The 17957-nt window shown below is 66.9% G+C and carries 16 protein-coding genes and 1 riboswitch; of the genes, 6 read left to right on the forward strand and 10 right to left on the reverse strand.

Annotation, left to right across the window (positions count from 1 at the left end; translation table 11 throughout):
• Positions 1 to 399: FAD-binding protein (locus Q4F91_RS08930; protein WP_303336849.1), on the forward strand; the 399-nt coding region annotated here is incomplete at its 5' end.
• Positions 400 to 483: 84 nt separating this feature from the next.
• On the opposite strand, the gene sppA is transcribed toward Q4F91_RS08930, so the two are convergent.
• From sppA to Q4F91_RS08970, 8 genes are all read right to left on the reverse strand, one after another.
• Positions 484 to 2301, reverse strand: coding sequence for a signal peptide peptidase SppA (sppA, locus tag Q4F91_RS08935; protein ID WP_303336852.1), 1818 nt, complete (start codon positions 2299 to 2301; stop codon positions 484 to 486).
• Between the two features lie 73 nt (positions 2302 to 2374).
• On the reverse strand, positions 2375 to 3166 hold the full coding sequence (locus tag Q4F91_RS08940; protein ID WP_303336853.1) for an HAD-IA family hydrolase: 792 nt from the start codon (positions 3164 to 3166) through the stop codon (positions 2375 to 2377).
• Between the two features lie 3 nt (positions 3167 to 3169).
• On the reverse strand, positions 3170 to 3589 hold the full coding sequence (dksA, locus tag Q4F91_RS08945; protein ID WP_303336856.1) for an RNA polymerase-binding protein DksA: 420 nt from the start codon (positions 3587 to 3589) through the stop codon (positions 3170 to 3172).
• 230 nt (positions 3590 to 3819) lie between these two features.
• Positions 3820 to 4818 (reverse strand): GTP-binding protein, encoded by a 999-nt coding sequence (locus Q4F91_RS08950; RefSeq protein ID WP_303336858.1) that lies wholly within the window; start codon positions 4816 to 4818, stop codon positions 3820 to 3822.
• A 39-nt stretch (positions 4819 to 4857) separates the two neighbouring features.
• A complete protein-coding gene (locus tag Q4F91_RS08955; protein WP_303336861.1) occupies positions 4858 to 6063 on the reverse strand; it encodes a class I SAM-dependent rRNA methyltransferase in 1206 nt (401 codons plus the stop codon).
• A gap of 31 nt (positions 6064 to 6094) precedes the next feature.
• Positions 6095 to 6973, reverse strand: a complete 879-nt coding sequence (dapF, locus tag Q4F91_RS08960) for a diaminopimelate epimerase (RefSeq protein WP_303336864.1) — start codon at positions 6971 to 6973, stop codon at positions 6095 to 6097.
• A gap of 30 nt (positions 6974 to 7003) precedes the next feature.
• A complete protein-coding gene (locus tag Q4F91_RS08965; RefSeq protein WP_303336867.1) occupies positions 7004 to 7888 on the reverse strand; it encodes a lysophospholipid acyltransferase family protein in 885 nt (294 codons plus the stop codon).
• On the reverse strand, positions 7888 to 8775 hold the full coding sequence (locus Q4F91_RS08970; RefSeq protein WP_303336870.1) for a lysophospholipid acyltransferase family protein: 888 nt from the start codon (positions 8773 to 8775) through the stop codon (positions 7888 to 7890). Before Q4F91_RS08970 ends, Q4F91_RS08965 begins: the two co-directional genes overlap by 1 nt.
• Before the next feature lie 337 nt (positions 8776 to 9112).
• Between Q4F91_RS08970 and metK the strand changes: the two genes are divergently transcribed.
• The 3 genes from metK to ahcY all read left to right on the forward strand — a co-directional run bounded on the left by metK (position 9113) and on the right by ahcY (position 13463).
• On the forward strand, positions 9113 to 10291 hold the full coding sequence (gene metK, locus Q4F91_RS08975) for a methionine adenosyltransferase (protein WP_303336872.1): 1179 nt from the start codon (positions 9113 to 9115) through the stop codon (positions 10289 to 10291).
• A gap of 211 nt (positions 10292 to 10502) precedes the next feature.
• A complete protein-coding gene (locus tag Q4F91_RS08980; protein WP_303336875.1) occupies positions 10503 to 11819 on the forward strand; it encodes a tryptophan--tRNA ligase in 1317 nt (438 codons plus the stop codon).
• Between the two features lie 123 nt (positions 11820 to 11942).
• Positions 11943 to 12038: riboswitch (S-adenosyl-L-homocysteine riboswitch) on the forward strand.
• Between the two features lie 24 nt (positions 12039 to 12062).
• Complete coding sequence (gene ahcY / locus Q4F91_RS08985) at positions 12063 to 13463, forward strand: adenosylhomocysteinase (protein ID WP_303336877.1); 1401 nt, start codon at positions 12063 to 12065, stop codon at positions 13461 to 13463.
• 82 nt (positions 13464 to 13545) lie between these two features.
• Here the strand turns inward: ahcY and Q4F91_RS08990 are convergent, their stop codons facing one another.
• On the reverse strand, positions 13546 to 14109 hold the full coding sequence (locus Q4F91_RS08990) for a 5-formyltetrahydrofolate cyclo-ligase (RefSeq protein ID WP_303336880.1): 564 nt from the start codon (positions 14107 to 14109) through the stop codon (positions 13546 to 13548).
• A 172-nt stretch (positions 14110 to 14281) separates the two neighbouring features.
• On the opposite strand from Q4F91_RS08990, the gene Q4F91_RS08995 reads away from it, so the two are divergent.
• Positions 14282 to 16639 (forward strand): lytic transglycosylase domain-containing protein, encoded by a 2358-nt coding sequence (locus tag Q4F91_RS08995; RefSeq protein WP_303336883.1) that lies wholly within the window; start codon positions 14282 to 14284, stop codon positions 16637 to 16639.
• Between the two features lie 30 nt (positions 16640 to 16669).
• On the forward strand, positions 16670 to 17776 hold the full coding sequence (locus Q4F91_RS09000) for a CCA-adding protein (protein WP_303336886.1): 1107 nt from the start codon (positions 16670 to 16672) through the stop codon (positions 17774 to 17776).
• Here the strand turns inward: Q4F91_RS09000 and Q4F91_RS09005 are convergent.
• Positions 17773 to 17957: DUF2905 family protein (locus Q4F91_RS09005; RefSeq protein WP_303336888.1), on the reverse strand; the 185-nt coding region annotated here is incomplete at its 5' end. The genes Q4F91_RS09000 and Q4F91_RS09005 overlap by 4 nt on opposite strands.

A 17957-nucleotide genomic window follows, 5' to 3' on the forward strand; every position in this document is an offset into this window, starting at 1 on the left:
AGGGCTGGCGCGGTGCCAGCCCTTGTTAGATCGGCTTCAAGTTCCCAAACTCAGGCGCTCAAGGCCACCTGCGAGCAGATGACGAAGTTCGCGCGCCAGGGCCGCGACGACCAGTTCGGCAAGGATCCGTACTACCTGCGTGAAGTGAGCAAGGGCCCGTTCTACATCGTCCGCGGCAAGCTCGACACGCCGACGAGCCTCAACGGCGTTCGCGTGACCTCCGACCTCGAGGTCGTCGACAAGAACAACCACGTCATCCCGGGCCTCTACGCCATCGGTCATGACGCGGGCGGCGTGTACGGCGACTCCTACGACTTCGCCGTGTGCGAGGGCGGCGCCTCGGCCTTCGCGATCAACTCCGGCCGCATGGCCGTGAACCACATCCTCGGCAAGAAGTAACCTTTCCCCTCTCCCAAGGAGAAGCGCCCCGTCACGGTGATCCGCGGCGGGGCGCTCCTTGTCTATGGCTGAAGAGGAAGAACCTCAGATGCCGTCAGGCACCTCCGCCCAGGCGAGCGGGCGGCGCGACGTGATGAGCGCGCGCGCCGTGCCGAGCGCCTCCTCGGCCGAAACGCCGATCATCTCACGCACGAGCGAGAGGGGCAGCCCCGCGTCCGTGAACTGCGCGGCAGCCTTCACGGAGAAGCGCGCGAGCACGGCGGAGAGGCCTCCGGCCTCCTGATCCCAGAGCGTCACCGGGGCGTTCTCGGGAAGTCCCGCAAGCTGGCGGGCGACGCGCACGGCGTCCGAGAGGTCGCCCAACATGTCGACGAGCCCGAGCTTCTGCGCCTGCTCACCCGTCCAGACGCGGCCCTGGGCCACGCGTTCAATCTCCTCGACGGTCCTGCCGCGGCTCTGCGCGGCGAGCGCCTTGAAGCGGTCGTAGATGCGCTCGACGCCCGCGCGCAGGATGGCGCTCTCGGCGGCGTTCGGACGGTGGAGCGGCGCGCCGAAGTCGGCGAGCTCATTGGTCCTGTAGCCGCCGCGGCCGATGTCCCATTCGTCGAGGGCCTTCTCGGCGTCGGGCACGATGCTGAAGACGCCGATCGAGCCCGTGAGCGTGAGCGGATCGGCGACGATGCGCTCGGCGGCGAGGCTCACCCAGTAGCCGCCCGAGGCGGCCGTGTCGCCCATGCTCGCGACGACATGGATGCCGCGCGCGCGGATGCTGGCGAGCGTCTCGCGGATCGCCTCCGCGGAGAGCGCGTCGCCGCCCGGGCTCGAGATGCGCAGCACGATCGCCTTCGTGCCGGGTTCGTCGGCGGCGGCCTCAAGGCGGTCGCAGAGCTCGGAGGGGTCGATGCCGGCCTCCTCCATCGGGGCGATCGCGCCCTCGGCGAGCACGACGGCGACGCCGTCGCCCGGACGCTGCGGCTCATGGCGCGCGTTGAGGTAGTCGATGAAATGGATTCGCTTCAGGTTCTCGACCTTCCCGCCCTCGGCGAAGCGCTTCGCGAGCTTCTGCTCGTAGGCCTCGACGGTGAGGAGGTCGGTGACGAGGCCGCTCTCCTTCAGGTACTCCGCGGGATCCGTGCCCTGGGCGAGACGCTCGGGAAGCTGGTCAAGGTAGCGGTCAACCGAGCCCGGCATCAGGCCGCGGGCCTTCTCGATGTCGCCCGAGAGTCCCTTCCAGGAGGCGGAGAGCCAGGTGCGCTGCGCCTCGATGTTCTCGGCCGAGGGCGAGCGGTTCGTGAAGACCTCCGGGGCACTCTTGTAGGCGCCCGCCTTGTAGACCGAGACGCCGATGCCGAGGCGGTCGAGCAGGCCGCCCCAGTAGAAGCCCGCGCCCGAGAGGCCGCGCAGCATGACCGACCCCATCGGATGGAGCGAGATCTCGTCGGCGTGGGCCGCGGCCGCGTACTGACCCTGCGTGAAGCTGTCGGCCCAGACGTAGATCGGGCGGCCCGTGGCCTCGCGGAAGCGGTCGATCGAGCGGCCGATCGTGCGCGCGGAGGCGAGCCCGATCTTCGAGAGGTCGTCAACGACGATCTCCACGCCCGCGATGTCCGGGTCCTTCGAGGCGCGCTCGAGCGCATCGGTCACGTCCGTCAAGCGCGTCACGCCCGTGCCGCGCCTCATCAGCATCCTCGCCTCGAGGGCGAGGCCCTCCATCGGGTCGCTCTCGACGACCGATCCGGCGAGGTCTAGCACGAGCACCGTGCGCGGCTCGACCACCGGCGTCTCAGGCCGGGTGAAGAACCAGACGGCCGCGACGGCGATGATCACGCCGTAGAAGATCACGTTGAGCGTCAGACGCCGGATGAAGTCCAGCGCAAGTCCGACCCAGCGCAGAAATCGCATGTTTTTCTCCTTCCTCACCGCCCTGCCCGGCTGTTCCTCAACAGCCGCCGGCCGGGCGGAAACCCATATCTTCTCAGATTCGCCGCAGGAGTTCAGTGATGTCGCGCACGATCATGTCGGCCGCGAGCGTCGGCATCGGCGCGCCCGTGCGGGTCCTGAGGCCCGCGTGACGGCGCCTCAGCCCCGTGCACCAGACCGTGCGCATGCCGGCGCGCTTCGCGGCGCGCAGGTTCATCAGGCTGTCATCGATCAGAACCGCGTCGCCGGGGCGGCTGCCGAGATCCGCGCAGATCGCCCGGAGCATCGAGACGCTCGGTTTCGGGCGCCAGTCGCCGAAGAGCCGCATGTCGGTGCTCGTCACCACGGCGTCGAAGAACCCGTCGAGCCCGAGCGCCGTGAGGAGCTTCTCCGCGTAGACGCGGGGGCCGTTCGTCACGACGGCCCGTTTGCCGGGGAACTTCTCGAGGAGCCTGCGGGGCGAGTGCAGGCCGTTCAAGTAGGGCGTGTAGTCAAAGTCGTGGACCGCGGGCAGGAACACCCGGGGATCCACGCCGTGGCAGCGCCAGAGGCCGATGAAGGTCGAGCCGTAGTGCTCCCAGTACCAGGAGCGCCAGTGATTGGCCTCGGCCTCCGTCATCCCCATGCGGTGCATGAGGAACTCGTTCATGAGGTCGTGGACCTCGTCGAGAAGTCCCCTCGAGGAGGCGATGAGCGTGTCATCGAGGTCGAAGAGCCAGAGCCGGGGCCGGGCCGAAAAGCGCAAAAACGGCACGGACGCGTCCCCGGGGGAACCTCGTCGTGCCGTTTCCATGCACGTGTCAGCGCTCCCGCGGCGTCCGAGAAACTCCGGGCGTCGCGAAGGCATTGATCAGTCTCCGTACATCTTCTGCTTGAGCTCGCGGCGCTGCTGGGCCTCAAGCGAGAGCGTCGCGGTCGGGCGGGCCATCAGGCGGGCGACACCGATCGGATCACCGGTCTCCTCGCAGTAGCCGTACTCGCCGTCGTCGATGCGCTTGATGGCGGCCTGCACCTTCTTGAGCAGCTTGCGCTCGCGGTCGCGCGTGCGCAGCTCAAGGGCGTGCTCCTCCTCGATCGTGGCGCGGTCGGCCGGATCCGGCACGATCGTGGTCTCACGAAGATTGACCGTCGTCTGGTCGGCGTTGGCGCGCAGTTCGCTCTCCATCGCCTTGAGGCGGCTGCGGAAGAACGCGAGCTGCTGATCGTTCATATAGTCATCCTCGGACATCTTGAGGATTTCTTCTGCGGTCAGTCCTTTCTTGGCAACCATCTTTCCCATTCCATTTGAAAGCGTTGGCCTCCGGCTCCGCCGGGAACTCTCTGAGGATTCCCTTCCCCGCCGTCCTGCCCCTCGGGCGGGAGCATTGGTCGGGCACGTGCCGGTTCTCTTTAGTAGGTGTGCTTTATACCGAAAAACAAACCGCTCCGCCACTAGTGTGCGGAGCGGAGATTTCGTATCCAACCCCTCCGGCCTAGAGCCGCAGGGATTTCAAGGATTTCTCAGTCTGCGAGACAAACTTCGAGACCCTTGCGGATCGCCTCCTCGGGGAGGTTTCGGCCGATGAAGACGAGCTTCGAGGCGGGCTTGCGGTCGCCCCAGGGGCCGAGCACGTCTGAGACGGCGAGCATGTGCACGCCCTGGAACACGACGCGGCGGTCAACGCCCTGGAAGTAGACGAGACCTTTGTAGCGGAGCATGTCCTGGCCGTAGACGCTCGTGAGCGAGGAGATGTAGCGCTCGAACTTCTGCAGGTCGAACGGACGCTCGGACTCGAAGACGAAGGTGTGGATGTCGTCGTTGTGATGGTGCAGGTGGTGATCGTCGTTGAAGAACTTCGGATCCACATCGAGCACGTCATTCATGTTGAAGCCGGCGATGTTGAGCACCACGTCGACCGGGCAGTCGCCCATGTTCACGCGGCGGATCGGGGCGCGGGCGTTCATGCTGCGCAGACGCGCCTCGAACGCCTCGAGGGTCTTCTCGTCGACGAGGTCGCACTTCGAGACGAGGATGCGGTCGGCGAAGCCCACCTGGTCGCGGGCGTTGTCCTCGGTGTCCAGAGCCTCGCCGCCGTGCTTCGCGTCCACCACCGTGACCACGCCGTCAAGGCGGAAGAAGGGTGCGACGGCGTCGTCCATGAAGAAGGTCTGCGCGACGGGGCCGGGGTTGGCGACGCCCGAGGTCTCGATCACGACGTAGTCGTAGTCGATGTCGCCCTTCTCGCGCTTGTGGCGGAGCTCGGTGAGCACGCGGGAGAGGTCGCCGCGGATCGTGCAGCACACGCACCCGTTGTTCATCGAGACGATCTGCTCGCGGTTCTCCGTGATGATCAGGTCGTTGTCGATGTTCTCCGGCCCGAACTCGTTCTCGATGATCGCGATCCGGTACTGGTGATTCTCCTTGAGGATCCTGTTGAGGAGCGTGGTCTTGCCCGCCCCGAGAAAGCCCGTGAGGATGGTGACCGGGATTTCCGGTTCCTGAGGTTCTTCAACCAACATCTTTGTTTCAATGCCTCTCGAAAGAATGCCGTCCGTCCCTTACGGACGGACCGTGAGCCGCATGCCCTTCAGATACTCGCCCTCGGGGCAGGTCATCAGAAGCGGATGGTCGGCGCCGGCGCCGAAGCGGCCGGTCGCCCAGACGTTCATGTGCGAGTCGATGACGGCGCCCGCGACGATCTTCTGGAAGAGATCCACGTCAACCGCGCCCGAGCAGGAGAACGTGAAGAGTTCCCCGCCCGGCTCAAGGAGCTTCAGACCGTTGAGGTTGATGTCCTTGTAGGCGCGTGCGGCGCGGTCAACATGATAGTGACTCGAGGCGAACTTGGGCGGGTCGAGGATGACGAGGTCAAAGTGCTCGCCCTCGTCGCGCATGCGGCGCAGCGCCGCGAACACATCGTCGCAGAGCCACGCGGCCCTCCCCTCGAAGCCGTTGCGCTCGGCGTTGGCGCGGGCCATCGCGAGGGCCTCCTCGGAGGAGTCGACGGAGACGACCTCCTCGGCGCCCCCTTTGAGGAGCGCGAGCGAGAAGCCGCCCGTGTAGCAGAAGCAGTTGAGCGCGCGCATGCCGCGGCCGTGGATGCGGCGGAACTCGGCCGCGGCCTGCTGGGCCGCGAGACGGCTCTCGCGCTGGTCGATGTAGAAACCGGTCTTGTGGCCGACGCGGACGTCGACGCCGTAGCGCACGCCGTCCTCCTCGACCTCGATCACGGCCGGGGGCTCCTCGCCCGCGAGCGTCTCCATGCGGATCTCGAGCCCTTCGCGGCGGCGCGTGGCCGCGTCGGAGCGGTCGAAGACGCCCTTCGCGCCGGTGGCCTCCATCAGAAGCCGGCCGATCAGCTCGCGGCGCGACTCGGCGCCCGCGGACTGGAACTGCGTGACGAGCCAGTCGCCGTACTGGTCGACGATGAGGCCCGGGATGCCGTCGGCCTCGCCGAAGATCAGACGGATCGCGCTCGTCCTCGCGCGGAGCGGCTCGCGGGCGGCGACCGCCTCGCGGACCTTGCGCTCGAACCAGGCGTCGTCGATCGTCTCCTCCTCGTTCCAGGACCAGCAGCGCGCGCGCAGGGTCGAGGCGGGCGACCAGGCCGCCCAGGCGAGGAAACGCCCCTTGTCGGAGAGCACGCGCACGGTGTCGCCCGGCTTCGGGTCGCCGGTGACGCGCTGCACGGCCGTGTCATAGATCCAGGGGTGACGACGAAGAAGGGACTTCTCCTTCGCCTTCTTCAGAATAAGGTCTGCCATTTTTGTCTCTTGTTCGGGGATTCAGTAACTTTCAGCCGAGGAGTTCGTCGGGAACCTCAATCGTCCCGGTGAACACCACTTCGGCGGGACCGATCAGATCGAGCGAGGAGCCCGGACCGGCCCAGGCGCAGGCGAGGTCTCCGCCGCGCGCGTCGAATTCAACACGATTCTCAAAGAGGCCGCGCATGACGCCGGCGGCCATCGCGGCGCTCGTTCCCGTGCCGCAGGCGAGCGTCTCGCCCGGACCGCGCTCCCAGACGCGGATGCGCGCGTGGGTGGCGGAGAGGCGCTCGACGAAGCCCACGTTGACGCTCTCGGGGAAGCAGGCCGACTGCTGCAGGAAGGGCCCGATCACTTCAATGGGCGTCGTGTCGACGTTCTCCACGAAGACCGTCGCATGGGGATTGCCCATGCTCGCCACGGAGAACTCCACGTCGCAGCCGGCGGCGGGGCACGGGAGCGTGTAGAGCGTGATGCGGCCTTCCGTGCGGGAGGCGAGCCCCTCGGGGTTGAAGGGAATCTCTTCGCAGGCGAAGCGCGGCTGGCCCATGTCGGCCACCATGCGGCCGTCGGCCTCGGCGCGCACGCAGATGCGGCCCTTCATCGTGACGAACGGGATGGCGTTGCCTTCGGCGTACCCGCGCGCGAGCGCGAAGCGGCCGACGCAGCGCGCGCCGTTGCCGCACTGCTCGACCTCGTCGCCGTCGCTGTTGAAGATGCGGTAGCGAAGCGGCTCGCCCTCTTTCTGAGCGGGCTCGATCAGCAGCAGCTGGTCGGCGCCGATGCCGAAGCGCCGGTCGGCGAGGAAGCGCACGAGGGGCGTCGAGATCCGCACGGGCTCGTCGATGGCGTCAAGCACGACGAAGTCGTTGCCCGCGCCCTGCATTTTGGTGAAATGAATAGCGGTCATTGGTCTTCTTGGGAAAAGGCCGGGATGGGATCAGTACACGGACGGCTCGCCCTCCGGGCGGGTCTTGAAGCGTCGGTGCACCCAGAGGTACTGGTCGGGATGGCGGCGGATGTAGGCCTCGAGCTCCTCGTTGATCCGGCGCGTGTCGGCCTCCGGATCCTTCGTCGGGAAGTTCTCGAGCGGAGCCGAGAGCTCCACGCTGTAGCCGTCGTGGGTCATCGTGGCGATGCACCACATGACCTTGGCGCGCGTGACGCGCGCGAGCCTCGACACCATCGGGATCGTCGCCGCGCTGATGCCGAAGAACGGCACGAAGATCGAGTTGCGGCGCCCGTGGTCCATGTCGGGCAGATAGTAAAACGGAAGTCCCTCGCGCATCGACTTCATCACGGTCCTCAGATCATCGTTGCCGGTCTTGGCGACGAGGACGGGATTGCTGAAGCGCAGGCGCCCCCTGAGGAGCGCCTCGTCCCAGACCTTGTTGCTCTGGGTCTGATAGAGCGACACGCCGCGCACATAGGTGTTGAGCGCGATGCCCGCGGCGTCGAGGCCGCAGAAATGCGGGGAGACGACGATGACCGGACGGTTCTCCTCGTTGAGAAGGTGCTCGAGGCCCGTGAACGTGACGAAGCGCTGCAGTTCCTCCGCGGACCCCTTCCAGAGCGTGCCGTGGTCGATCGCCGCGCGCGCGAGGCGCCGGTAGACCTTGCGGGCGAGCACCACGCGCTCCTCCTCGGTCTTCTCGGGGAAGCACAGGCGCAGATTCGTGAGGATCACATGACGGCGCTTGGGTACGGCGTGCCAGAAAATCGCGCCGGCGGCGCCGGCGAGCGCCCTGCGGGCCGGCATCGGCAGCCAGTGGAAGCTCTCGACGATCTTCACCCAGCAGCGCGACATTGCTTCATTAAAGGACATCAGGGTGCACTTCCTTCAGCGGTGATGGACTCCGGGGGCGGCGTGCCCGCGGGTCTCTTGTAGCGGTTGTAGCTCCACGCGTACTGCTCGGGCATCCTGCGGATGATCTCCTCGATCTTGCGGTTCATGGCGCGGGCGTCGGCCGCGGGGTCGCCGGTCAGGGGCTCGTCCCAGCGCTCGGCCTCGAGCCGCCAGCCGTCGCCCGAGCGGATGCCCCAGGCGAAGATGCGCACCGCGTCGAACTGCTTCGCGACGCGATTGGGGAGCGTCATCGTCCAGGCGGGGCGCCCGAAGAAGTTCGCCCAGACGCCGTCACCGTTGCTCGGGACCTGGTCGGGGAGCGCCCCGAACGTGTGGCCCTTGCGCAGGTTGCGGATGACGTGCTTCACGCCCGTGACATTGGTCGGGACCGCCTCGATGCCCGGCGCCTGACGCGCTTCCTTCACGAGGTTCTGCAGGATCCTCTTCCTCGGCGGGCGGAAGAGAATCGTGATGTTGCGGCCGGTCTCCTCGAAGAAGGTCGCGGCGAGCCACACGGGCAGCACCTCGAAGCACCCCACGTGCGGGGTCATGAAGACGATCGGCTGCTTGCTTCTCATCGCCTCGCCGATCATCTCCTCGACGCCGGGGGCGACATGCACATGCTTCATGACCGTGTCGACGGGGCGGTACCAGACCCAGGCGCTTTCCATCGCCTGACGGCCGGCGTTGCGGCCGACGCGGGGGAAAAGGTGCTTGTCGTCGGTGTATCCGGCGGCTCTGAGATTCTCACGCGTGCGTCTGCGGTAGCCCGGCGAAACCCAGAAGGTGATTTCTCCGACGACGGCGCCGAAGAACTGCAGGAAACCGAGCGGGAGCTTGGCGACGAGCGCGATTAGCCATTGCATGCGGGGACTGTCTCCGTTTGAGCGCGGGGCCTGCGTATATAAGTGAGCAGGAGCAAATTGGTTAATTTTAATGCGGCCGCATACTTACCGGAACACCGAGCTCTCCGGCGCGGAGAGTGAACGCTCACTCCGATTCCGTCGCCCCCGCCCTCTCCTACTTTGGTTTTCATCAGCATCCGTTAATGGCGACTGGGGTATGATTGCGCGCGTTCGCCGAGTTAACAGGACAACTTGCGGGGCGAAAGACAAGAAATACCGCTAAAGCGTCTCCCGCTTGGAGCCAAGACCAATGCGCAGAGCGCTTCTCCCTCCCAATCATCTGGAGTGTTAATTGGCCATGGCCAGCGAATATCTTTTTACTTCCGAATCAGTGAGCGAAGGGCATCCGGACAAGGTCGCCGACCAGATCTCGGACGCCGTCCTTGACGCGTGCCTCGCGGGCGACCCGATGAGCCGCGTCGCCGCCGAGACGCTCTGCACCACGGGCCTCGTGGTGCTCGCCGGCGAGATCACCACCGCCTCGAACGTCGACTACATCGGTCTGACGCGCAGCGTGCTCAAGAAAATCGGTTACGACAACACCGAATACGGCATTGACCACCGCGGCTGCTCCGTGCTCGTGGGCTATGACAAGCAGTCCTCCGACATCGCCCAGGGCGTCGACCACGCCATGGACGACGAGCTCAACCTCGGCGCCGGCGACCAGGGCCTGATGTTCGGCTACGCCTGCACCGAGACGCCGACCCTCATGCCGGCCCCGATCTACTACGCCCACCGTCTGATGGAGCAGCAGAGCAAGGTCCGCAAGAACGGCACCCTGCCCTTCCTGCGCCCGGACGCCAAGAGCCAGGTGACGATGCGCTACCGTGACGGCAAGCCCGTCGGCATCGACACGATCGTCATCTCCTCGCAGCACGCGCCGGAGATGTCCGACGGCGACAAGATGAAGCCCGAGTTCACCGAGGCGATCATCGAGAGCATCGTCCGCCCGGTCATCCCCGCCGAGTGGCTCAAGGACACGAAGTTCCTCATCAACCCGACCGGCCGCTTCGTCGTGGGCGGTCCGCAGGGCGACTGCGGTCTCACGGGCCGCAAGATCATCGTCGACACCTACGGCGGCTACTGCCCGCACGGCGGCGGCGCCTTCTCGGGCAAGGACGCCACGAAGGTTGACCGCTCGGCCGCCTACGCCTGCCGCTACGTCGCGAAGAACATCGTCGCCGCCGGTCTCGCCACGAACTGCCTCGTGCAGGTCGCCTACGCGATCGGCGTCGCCGAGCCGATGAACGTGACCGTCATCACCAACGGCACCGGCCGCATCCCCGACGAGAAGATCGCCGAGCTCGTGCGCCGCAACTTCGACCTGCGTCCGCGCGGCATCATCCAGATGCTCGACCTGCGCCGTCCGATCTTCTCGAAGACCGCCGCCTACGGCCACTTCGGCCGCGAGGAGCCTGAATTCACGTGGGAGAAGACCGACAAGGCCGAGATCCTGCGCGCCGAGGCCGGTCTCTGATCCTCTGAGATCTGACTGAAGCCTTCACGCCTCACGGGCGGCGAAGTTTCTCTAAGCAGAAACCGCCGCCCGCTTTCATTTATGAGGCCACCCGGTCCCGTGCCCCGCGCACCGCCCGGACGGATTCTCTATGATTGATTTCTGCGCCTGCCGCGGGCACTCCGCCCGAGCGCAGCCCTGCACCAGTTTCCCCCTCATTTCCGCTCAAGACATGACCAGAAAGCGCGTTCTCACCGGCATCAACACGACCGGCACCCTGCACATCGGCAACTACGTCGGCGCCATCCGCCCGGCGATCCAGGACAGCCGCAAACCCGACGTTGACAGCTTCTTCTTCCTCGCGGACCTGCACGCCCTCATCAAGTGCCAGGATCCCGCCCGCATCGAGAGAAGCCGCATGCAGATCGCCGCGACCTGGCTTGCCGCGGGCCTTGATCCGGACCACGTCACCTTCTACCGCCAGAGCGACATCCCGGAGATTCCGCTGCTCTGCTGGATGTTCGACTGCGTGATGTCGAAGGGGCTCCTTAACCGCGCCCACGCCTACAAGGCCGCCGTCGACGCCGCCACGGCCGCTGGCCGCGACCCGGACGCCGACGTCTCGATGGGCCTCTTCTCCTACCCCGTGCTGATGGCCGCGGACATCCTGATGTTCAACGCCCACGAGGTCCCGGTCGGCCATGACCAGCTCCAGCACCTCGAGATGGCCCGCGACGCCGCCGCCCGCTTCAACAATCTCTACGCGCCCGCCGACGAGCCCTTCTTCGTGATGCCGCAGGCCACCGGCGGCAGCGCCATCGAGGTGCTCCCGGGCCTCGACGGCCGCAAGATGAGCAAGAGCTACAACAACGTCATCCCGCTCTTCGAGGGCGGCCGCGCCGCGCTCGACGCCGCCATCGCCCGCATCGTCACCGACAGCAAGCAGCCCGGCGAGCCGAAGGATCCGGACAGCACCTCGCTCACGGTGATCTACGACGCCTTCGCGACGCCCGAGGAACAGGCCGCCTTCCGCGCCGAGCTGCGCGACGGCCTCGGCTGGGGCGAGGCGAAGAAGCGCCTCGCCGAGAAGATCGACGCCGAGATCGGCCCGATGCGCGCCCGCTACGAGAACCTCATGGCCCACCCGGCCGAGGTCGAGGAGATCATGCAGCAGGGCGCCCGCAAGGCCCGCGCGATCTCCGGCCCCTTCATGGACCGCCTGCGCCACGCCTGCGGCCTGAGGAGCTTCACGGAGCTCTCCGGCGCGGTCAAGGCCGAGAAGAAGGCACAGAAGAAGGCCCGCGCCACCTTCAAGCAGTACCGCGAGAAGGACGGCAAGTTCTACTTCAAGCTCATCAGCGCCGATGGCGAGGAGCTCTTCCTCTCCACCGCCTTCGAGTCCGGCCGTGACGCCGGCGTCTGGGTCGGGCGCCTCAAGAACGAGGGCGAGACGGCTCTGGCCGACGCCCCCGTGACGCTCTGCGAAGGCGTCTCGCGCGAGGCGGTCGTCGCCGCGCTCGAGAGCTTCCGCGAGGACGAGGAGGCCTGAGAATCGCTCCTCCGGCAATTCTGATTTTTTCTGAATAATCAGACAGAAAGGCGGCGTATAATGCCGCCTTTCGTGTTTTGAGGGGGTCCTCCCGGGCGCCCTCACCGCCACACCTTCGACGCGCACCCCGAGGAGCGCTGCGACGGCCTCCGGGCTTCCCGCCCGGATCCGCGAGGCTCGGGGTCAGTCTGACTTTTCTTCAAACGGCGCTCGCTTCTTTCACCGAAACGGAACGCATTCGAAATGCAAGCTACTGACAGCTACATCATCGCCGACCTCGGTCTCGCCGACTGGGGCCGCAAGGAAATTCAGATCGCCGAGGTTGAGATGCCCGGCCTCATGGCCATCCGCCGCGAGTACGCCGCGAGCCAGCCCCTGAAGGGCGCCCGCATCTCGGGGTCGCTGCACATGACGATCCAGACCGCCGTCTTGATCGAGACCCTCACGGCGCTCGGCGCCGAGGTCCGCTGGGCGAGCTGCAACATCTTCTCGACCCAGGACCATGCCGCCGCCGCGATCGTCAAGGACGGCGTGAGCGTCTTCGCGCGCAAGGGCGAGTCCGTCGAGGAGTACTGGAACTACACGCACCGCATCTTCGAGTGGCCTGACGGCGGCTTCTCCAACATGATCCTCGACGACGGCGGCGACGCCACGCTGCTCCTTCACCTCGGCTCGCGCGCCGAGAAGGATCCCTCCGTCATCGCCCACCCGACGAGCGAGGAGGAGACCGCCCTCTTCGCCGCGATCGCCGAGCACCTCAAGGCCGATCCGCACTGGTACTCCAAGCGCCTCGAGAAGATCCTCGGCGTCTCCGAGGAGACCACCACGGGCGTGCACCGTCTCTATCAGATGCACGAGCGCGGCGAGCTGCGCATCCCCGCCATCAACGTCAATGACTCCGTGACGAAGTCGAAGTTCGACAACCTCTACGGCTGCCGCGAGTCGCTCGTCGACGGCATCAAGCGCGCCACCGACGTGATGGTCGCCGGCAAGGTCGCCGTCGTCGTGGGCTACGGCGACGTGGGCAAGGGCTGCGCCCAGGCTCTGCGCGCCCTCTCCGCCCAGGTCTGGGTCGTTGAGATCGATCCGATCTGCGCGCTGCAGGCCGCCATGGAGGGCTACCGCGTCGTCACGATGGACTGGGCCAAGGACAAGGCCGACATCTTCGTGACCGCCACCGGCAACGTCCGCGTCATCACGCACGAGCACATGATCGCCATGAAGAACGAGGCGATCGTCTGCAACATCGGCCACTTCGACAGCGAGATCGACGTCGCCTCGATGCGCCAGTACAAGTGGGACAACATCAAGCCGCAGGTTGATCACATCACCCTCCCGTCGGGCAACCGCATCATCCTGCTCGCCGAGGGCCGCCTCGTGAACCTCGGCTGCGCCACCGGCCATCCGTCCTACGTGATGAGCTCGTCGTTCGCGAACCAGACGCTCGCCCAGATCGAGCTCTTCTGCCACCACGACAAGTACCCGGTGGGTGTCTACATCCTCCCGAAGCACCTCGACGAGAAGGTCGCCCGTCTGCAGCTCACGAGCCTCAACGCCGAGCTCTCCGAGCTCACCGACGAGCAGGCCGCCTACATCGGCGTGAAGAAGGAAGGTCCGTACAAGTCGGAGAACTACCGCTACTGATGCCTGACCTGAGGGAGCGCCGCGCCCCTTCCTGTCAGTGACCGAAAACCCCGGGATTTCTGAAGTCCCGGGGTTTTCGTTTTTAAAAGACGCCCTCGTCGGTGACGATCTCGTCGAGCGGCAGGTCGTGCGCCTCGAAGAGGGATTCCTCGACCTCGCAGATGCGGTAGGCGACGCCGATCAGCCGGGGCCTGCTCCCCGAGGCGGCGAGCCGGGCGATGTAGCGGTCAAAGTACCCGCCGCCGTAGCCGAGGCGCTTTCTCGTGCGCGACCAGCCGAGGCAGGGAATGACGAGCGCGTCCGGAACCACCTGCGCGCCCGCCGGGGCGGGAATCCCCGCCGCGTCGGGCCGAAGCGCCTCGCCCGGCAGCCAGAGGCGGTACTCCATCTCGGACGCGTCGCGGTTGAGGCACCAGGGGAGCGCAAGCGAGCGCGCGGGCGAGGCCCCGCACCACTTCGCGAAGACCGCTCCCGCATCGGGCTCGCTTCTGATCGGCTGATAGATGCCGAGCACGCGAATGTCCGCGTCAGCCTCAAGGCGACGGGCGAGCACCTCGAGCAGCGCCCCCTCGCGCGTGAGCCCCGCCTCGCGGCGGAGCGCCCCCATCTCTCTGCGCACCCGGCGCTTTTCCTCGGCCAGCACCACGGCTGAACTCCTTTGAAACAAAAAATATCCCGCGCCTGAAAAGGAATACGTCGAAAGTGGCGGAAATTCCGGCGCGGCTCTCCGCTATATTGACACTCGGACACGGGCCGCCTCAAGAAGCCCGGGCCAATTCCCTCACATCATCCCGGCCTTCCGACGCTTCTCCCCGGTCATGTCCAAGCATCCCAGACTCACCCCGATCACGCTCGTGCTCCTAGCAGTCACGGCACCCTCCCTCGCAGCGGACCCCGCATACGACATGCCCGGGCCCCTCACGCCGGCGGTGGCCGAGGCGCTCGAGGCGGAGGCGGCCGAGAAGGCCGCACAGACCACGCCGCGCTCCGTCACCGTTCCGGTGGAGGAGCGCCTGCAGTCACTGCGCGACCGTGAGGACTCCGAGACAGTCTGGGAGGAGCACTCCACCGTCGGCATCACGCCCGAGGAGGTGATCAAGCCCGTCGACGAAGCGTTCAAGGAACCGGCAAAATCGTCGGAAACCGAGGCGGCCAATGCCGCCGGCGACGTCGTGGCCTCGCTCATCGCGAAGCCCGTGGACGACCCGCTCGATGAGCTTTCCGCAGGCCCCGAGCCGGGGCCTCAGGACCTGCTCTTCCAGGACGCGAGACGCTTTTACTCTCAGGGCCGTGCCAAGGACTTCCGGAAGATCCTGCCGCAGCTCGCCGGCCATCCGCTCGAGGGCTACGCCGAGCTCTGGGACATTCTGCTCGACGTGAAGAAGACGCCCGAGGACCTTGCCCTGGGAAAGCGCCTCGACGCCTTCCTCGCACGCCACAAGGGCGAGTACATCGCCGAGAACGCGGTGATGGAGTACCTGAAACTCGCGGGCGAACACGTCTCCAAGGCCCGCTACGACGCGCTCTACAACCGCCTCGTCTGGAACAGGGACGAGCCGGAGCTCGCCGCCTGGAAGCACTATCACGACCTGGAATACGCCGTTGAGCAAAAGCGCGGCATCGCGAAGGCACTCCTCGCGGCGAAGACGCTCTACCGCGACGCGGGACCCGTCTCGAGAAACGCCTTCCAGATGCTCGGCGACGCGATCGGCCGGGCCGACCCGAGCTGGCGCTGGACGCGCGTGATCCTGCTCCTGCAGAAGGGCGCGAACCGGGAGACGAAGCGGGCGCTTGAGTCCGTCTCCCTCTCGGACCTCCCCGCATCCCGCGCGGAGCTCGGCCGCATTCTCGACCGCCCCGAGAACTGGTTCCGACGCCAGAAGAACCCGAAGAAGCTGAAGGCCCGTCTCGCCGTCTTCGCGGCGCTCCGCCTCTCGCGCACCAACCCAGAGATGGCCGCGAAGCTCGCCACGGCTGCGGTCGATCCCAGGGCCTCGAGCTTCTGGCGCTCGCTCGTCTGGACGCGCATCGGCTACACGGCCGTCTCCCGGCTGGATCCGAAGGCCTGGGAATACTTCCGGCATGCAAACGAAAACGCGCTCAAGGAGCAACCCCTGGCGGTCTCCAACGTCGAGCAGCTCATCGCCTGGCGGGCACGCGCGGCGATGCGCGAGGGAGAGTGGGCGGCGGTGAGCCGTCTCATTGACATGCTCCCCTCCTCCGTGCGCTCGGAGGAAACCTGGATCTACTGGCGGGGCCGTGCGCTCGAGGCCCGGGGCCTCAGGAAGGCCGCCCGCGCCGAGTACGCGAAGCTCGCCGACCGCATCAGTTTCTACGGCAAGCTCTCCGCGGAGCGCCTCGGGCGCCCCTGCGCCTTTGCGAAGCCCCCGAAGGAGATGCCTGCCCGCGCCGAGATTCTCGCCTGGGGGAAGAACCCCTCCATCGAGCGCGCCAAGGCCTTCTACCGGCTCAAGATGTTCTCCGACGGCCACCGTGAATGGAACTGGGCCATGCGCGGCATCACCCCGCAGGGGCGCATCGCGCTCGCGGCATACGCCCGCCAGGAGCACCTCATCCACCGCATGATCAACACGAGCGACCGCAGCGGCACGGACCTCGTCGTGATCGAGCAGCGCTATCCGCGCCCGCACCTCACGCTCATCGAGCGCGCGAGCGAGGCGCAGTCCCTGCCCTCCTCCTGGGTCTACGGCCTCATCCGGCAGGAATCGCGCTTCATCCCGGCGGTGAGCTCGGCCGTGGGCGCGAGGGGCCTGATGCAGATCATGCCGGCCACGGCCAAGTGGACGGCGAAGAAACTCGGCATCAAGAACTACCGCCACAGCAGCCTCACCGAACTCGAGATGAACCTCGTGCTCGGCACGGCGTACCTCCACATGCTCGCCGAGGACGCCGAGGGAAGCTACATTCTGGCCACCGCCGCCTACAACGCCGGCCCGAAGCGCGCCCGCATCTGGCGCGAGGCGTTGAACGGCAAGGCGATGGACGCTCCGGTCTTCATCGAGACCATTCCGTACTTCGAGACCCGCGAGTACGTGAAGAACGTCCTCTCGAACATGCACACCTATTCCTGGTTCGGCGAGAAGCCGATCCGCAGCTTCACGGAATTCCTCGGCAAGGTCGGGCCGGCCACCGGGAAGGCCATGGATCTGCCCTGAGCACCCTCCCCTTTCCCCTGACTTTTTCCCATGCAGATCTACTCCGTCGGCGGCTATGTCCGCGACACGCTTCTCTCGAAACGCGGCACGCCCGTCACCCCGGGCGACCGTGACTGGGTCGTCGTGGGCGAGACGCCCGAGGCGATGCTCGCCCGCGGCTACCAGCCCGTGGGCGGGGACTTCCCCGTCTTCCTGCACCCGAGGACGCACGAGGAGTACGCGCTCGCGCGCACCGAGCGCAAGACCGCGCCGGGATACCACGGCTTTGTCTTTCATGCCGCGCCCGACGTGACGCTCGAGGAGGATCTGCGCCGGCGCGACCTCACGATCAACGCGATCGCGATGGACCGCGAGGGAAACCTCACGGATCCCTGGGGCGGCGTGCGCGACCTTGAGCGCGGCATCCTGCGCCATGTGAGCGAGGCCTTCGCCGAGGATCCCGTCCGCATCCTGCGCACCGCGCGCTTCGCCGCCCGCTTCCCGGGCTTCTCCGTGGCCCCGGAGACGATGGCGCTGATGCGCTCGATGGTGGAGGCCGGCGAGGCCGACGCCCTCGTCGCCGAGCGCGTGCTCGCCGAGTTCGTGAAGGGTCTCGCCACCCCCGTTCCCTGCCGGATGCTTGACGTTCTCGAGGCCTGCGGCCTCTGGGAGCGGCTCTTCCATGACGTGCGCCTTTCGGCCCCTGTGCGCGCCCGCATCCACCGCGCCTGCCGCGCGGGCTGCTCCACCTCGATGAGGCTCGCGCTCCTTGCCTGCGCCCTCCCCGACGGCGCTGCCGCGAAGGGCTTTCTCGCGCGCATGCGAGCGAGCGCGGACGCCCAGGGACTCGCCTCGATCCTCGGCGGCGCGGTTGACGCGATCGCCTCCGTCGGCACGCCCGAGGAGGTCTCTCTGCTCTTTCGCCGTGCGGATGCGCTGAGGCGCACCGACCGCATGCGGGAGATTCTTTTCGCAAGAGAACACGCGATCCTGCCCGCCCCGGGGGCGGCCCCGACGGTGAAGCTCGAGAGAGCGCTCGAAGCCTGGATCAGTGTGGATGCCGGCGCCATCGCGAAGGCCACGGCGAACCCCCGCGAGATCCCAGCGCGCGTTCTCGCCGCCCGCGAGGCGGCGGTCGCGTCCGTCTGGACGGACTAGAAGAGAAGCTTCCCGAGAATGAGCGCGAGCACGGCGAGCAGGATCGTGCTCATGAAGGGAAGCTCGATCCTTCTGCCGAGAAGCGTGAAGTTGAGGTCTCCGGGAAGACGCCCGAGACCGATGCGCTTCAGCGCGGGCATGGCGCCCAGCAGCAGAAGCAGGATGACGAATATGACTAGTG

It is taken from the genome of Sutterella sp. (assembly GCF_030539355.1).
GTDB lineage: Bacteria > Pseudomonadota > Gammaproteobacteria > Burkholderiales > Burkholderiaceae_F > Sutterella.

Bases quoted from the DNA above. Each gene is read 5' to 3' on its own strand.
- Q4F91_RS08940 (WP_303336853.1), bottom strand. From the start codon at position 3,166: ATGCCTTCGCGACGCCCGGAGTTTCTCGGACGCCGCGGGAGCGCTGAC.
- Q4F91_RS08955 (WP_303336861.1), bottom strand. From the start codon at position 6,063: ATGGCAGACCTTATTCTGAAGAAGGCGAAGGAGAAGTCCCTTCTTCGT.
- metK (WP_303336872.1), top strand. From the start codon at position 9,113: ATGGCCAGCGAATATCTTTTTACTTCCGAATCAGTGAGCGAAGGGCAT.
- sppA (WP_303336852.1), bottom strand. From the start codon at position 2,301: ATGCGATTTCTGCGCTGGGTCGGACTTGCGCTGGACTTCATCCGGCGT.
- Q4F91_RS08980 (WP_303336875.1), top strand. From the start codon at position 10,503: ATGACCAGAAAGCGCGTTCTCACCGGCATCAACACGACCGGCACCCTG.
- ahcY (WP_303336877.1), top strand. From the start codon at position 12,063: ATGCAAGCTACTGACAGCTACATCATCGCCGACCTCGGTCTCGCCGAC.
- Q4F91_RS08950 (WP_303336858.1), bottom strand. From the start codon at position 4,818: ATGTTGGTTGAAGAACCTCAGGAACCGGAAATCCCGGTCACCATCCTC.
- Q4F91_RS08995 (WP_303336883.1), top strand. From the start codon at position 14,282: ATGTCCAAGCATCCCAGACTCACCCCGATCACGCTCGTGCTCCTAGCA.
- Q4F91_RS08965 (WP_303336867.1), bottom strand. From the start codon at position 7,888: ATGTCCTTTAATGAAGCAATGTCGCGCTGCTGGGTGAAGATCGTCGAG.
- dapF (WP_303336864.1), bottom strand. From the start codon at position 6,973: ATGACCGCTATTCATTTCACCAAAATGCAGGGCGCGGGCAACGACTTC.
- Q4F91_RS08970 (WP_303336870.1), bottom strand. From the start codon at position 8,775: ATGCAATGGCTAATCGCGCTCGTCGCCAAGCTCCCGCTCGGTTTCCTG.
- Q4F91_RS09000 (WP_303336886.1), top strand. From the start codon at position 16,670: ATGCAGATCTACTCCGTCGGCGGCTATGTCCGCGACACGCTTCTCTCG.
- dksA (WP_303336856.1), bottom strand. From the start codon at position 3,589: ATGGTTGCCAAGAAAGGACTGACCGCAGAAGAAATCCTCAAGATGTCC.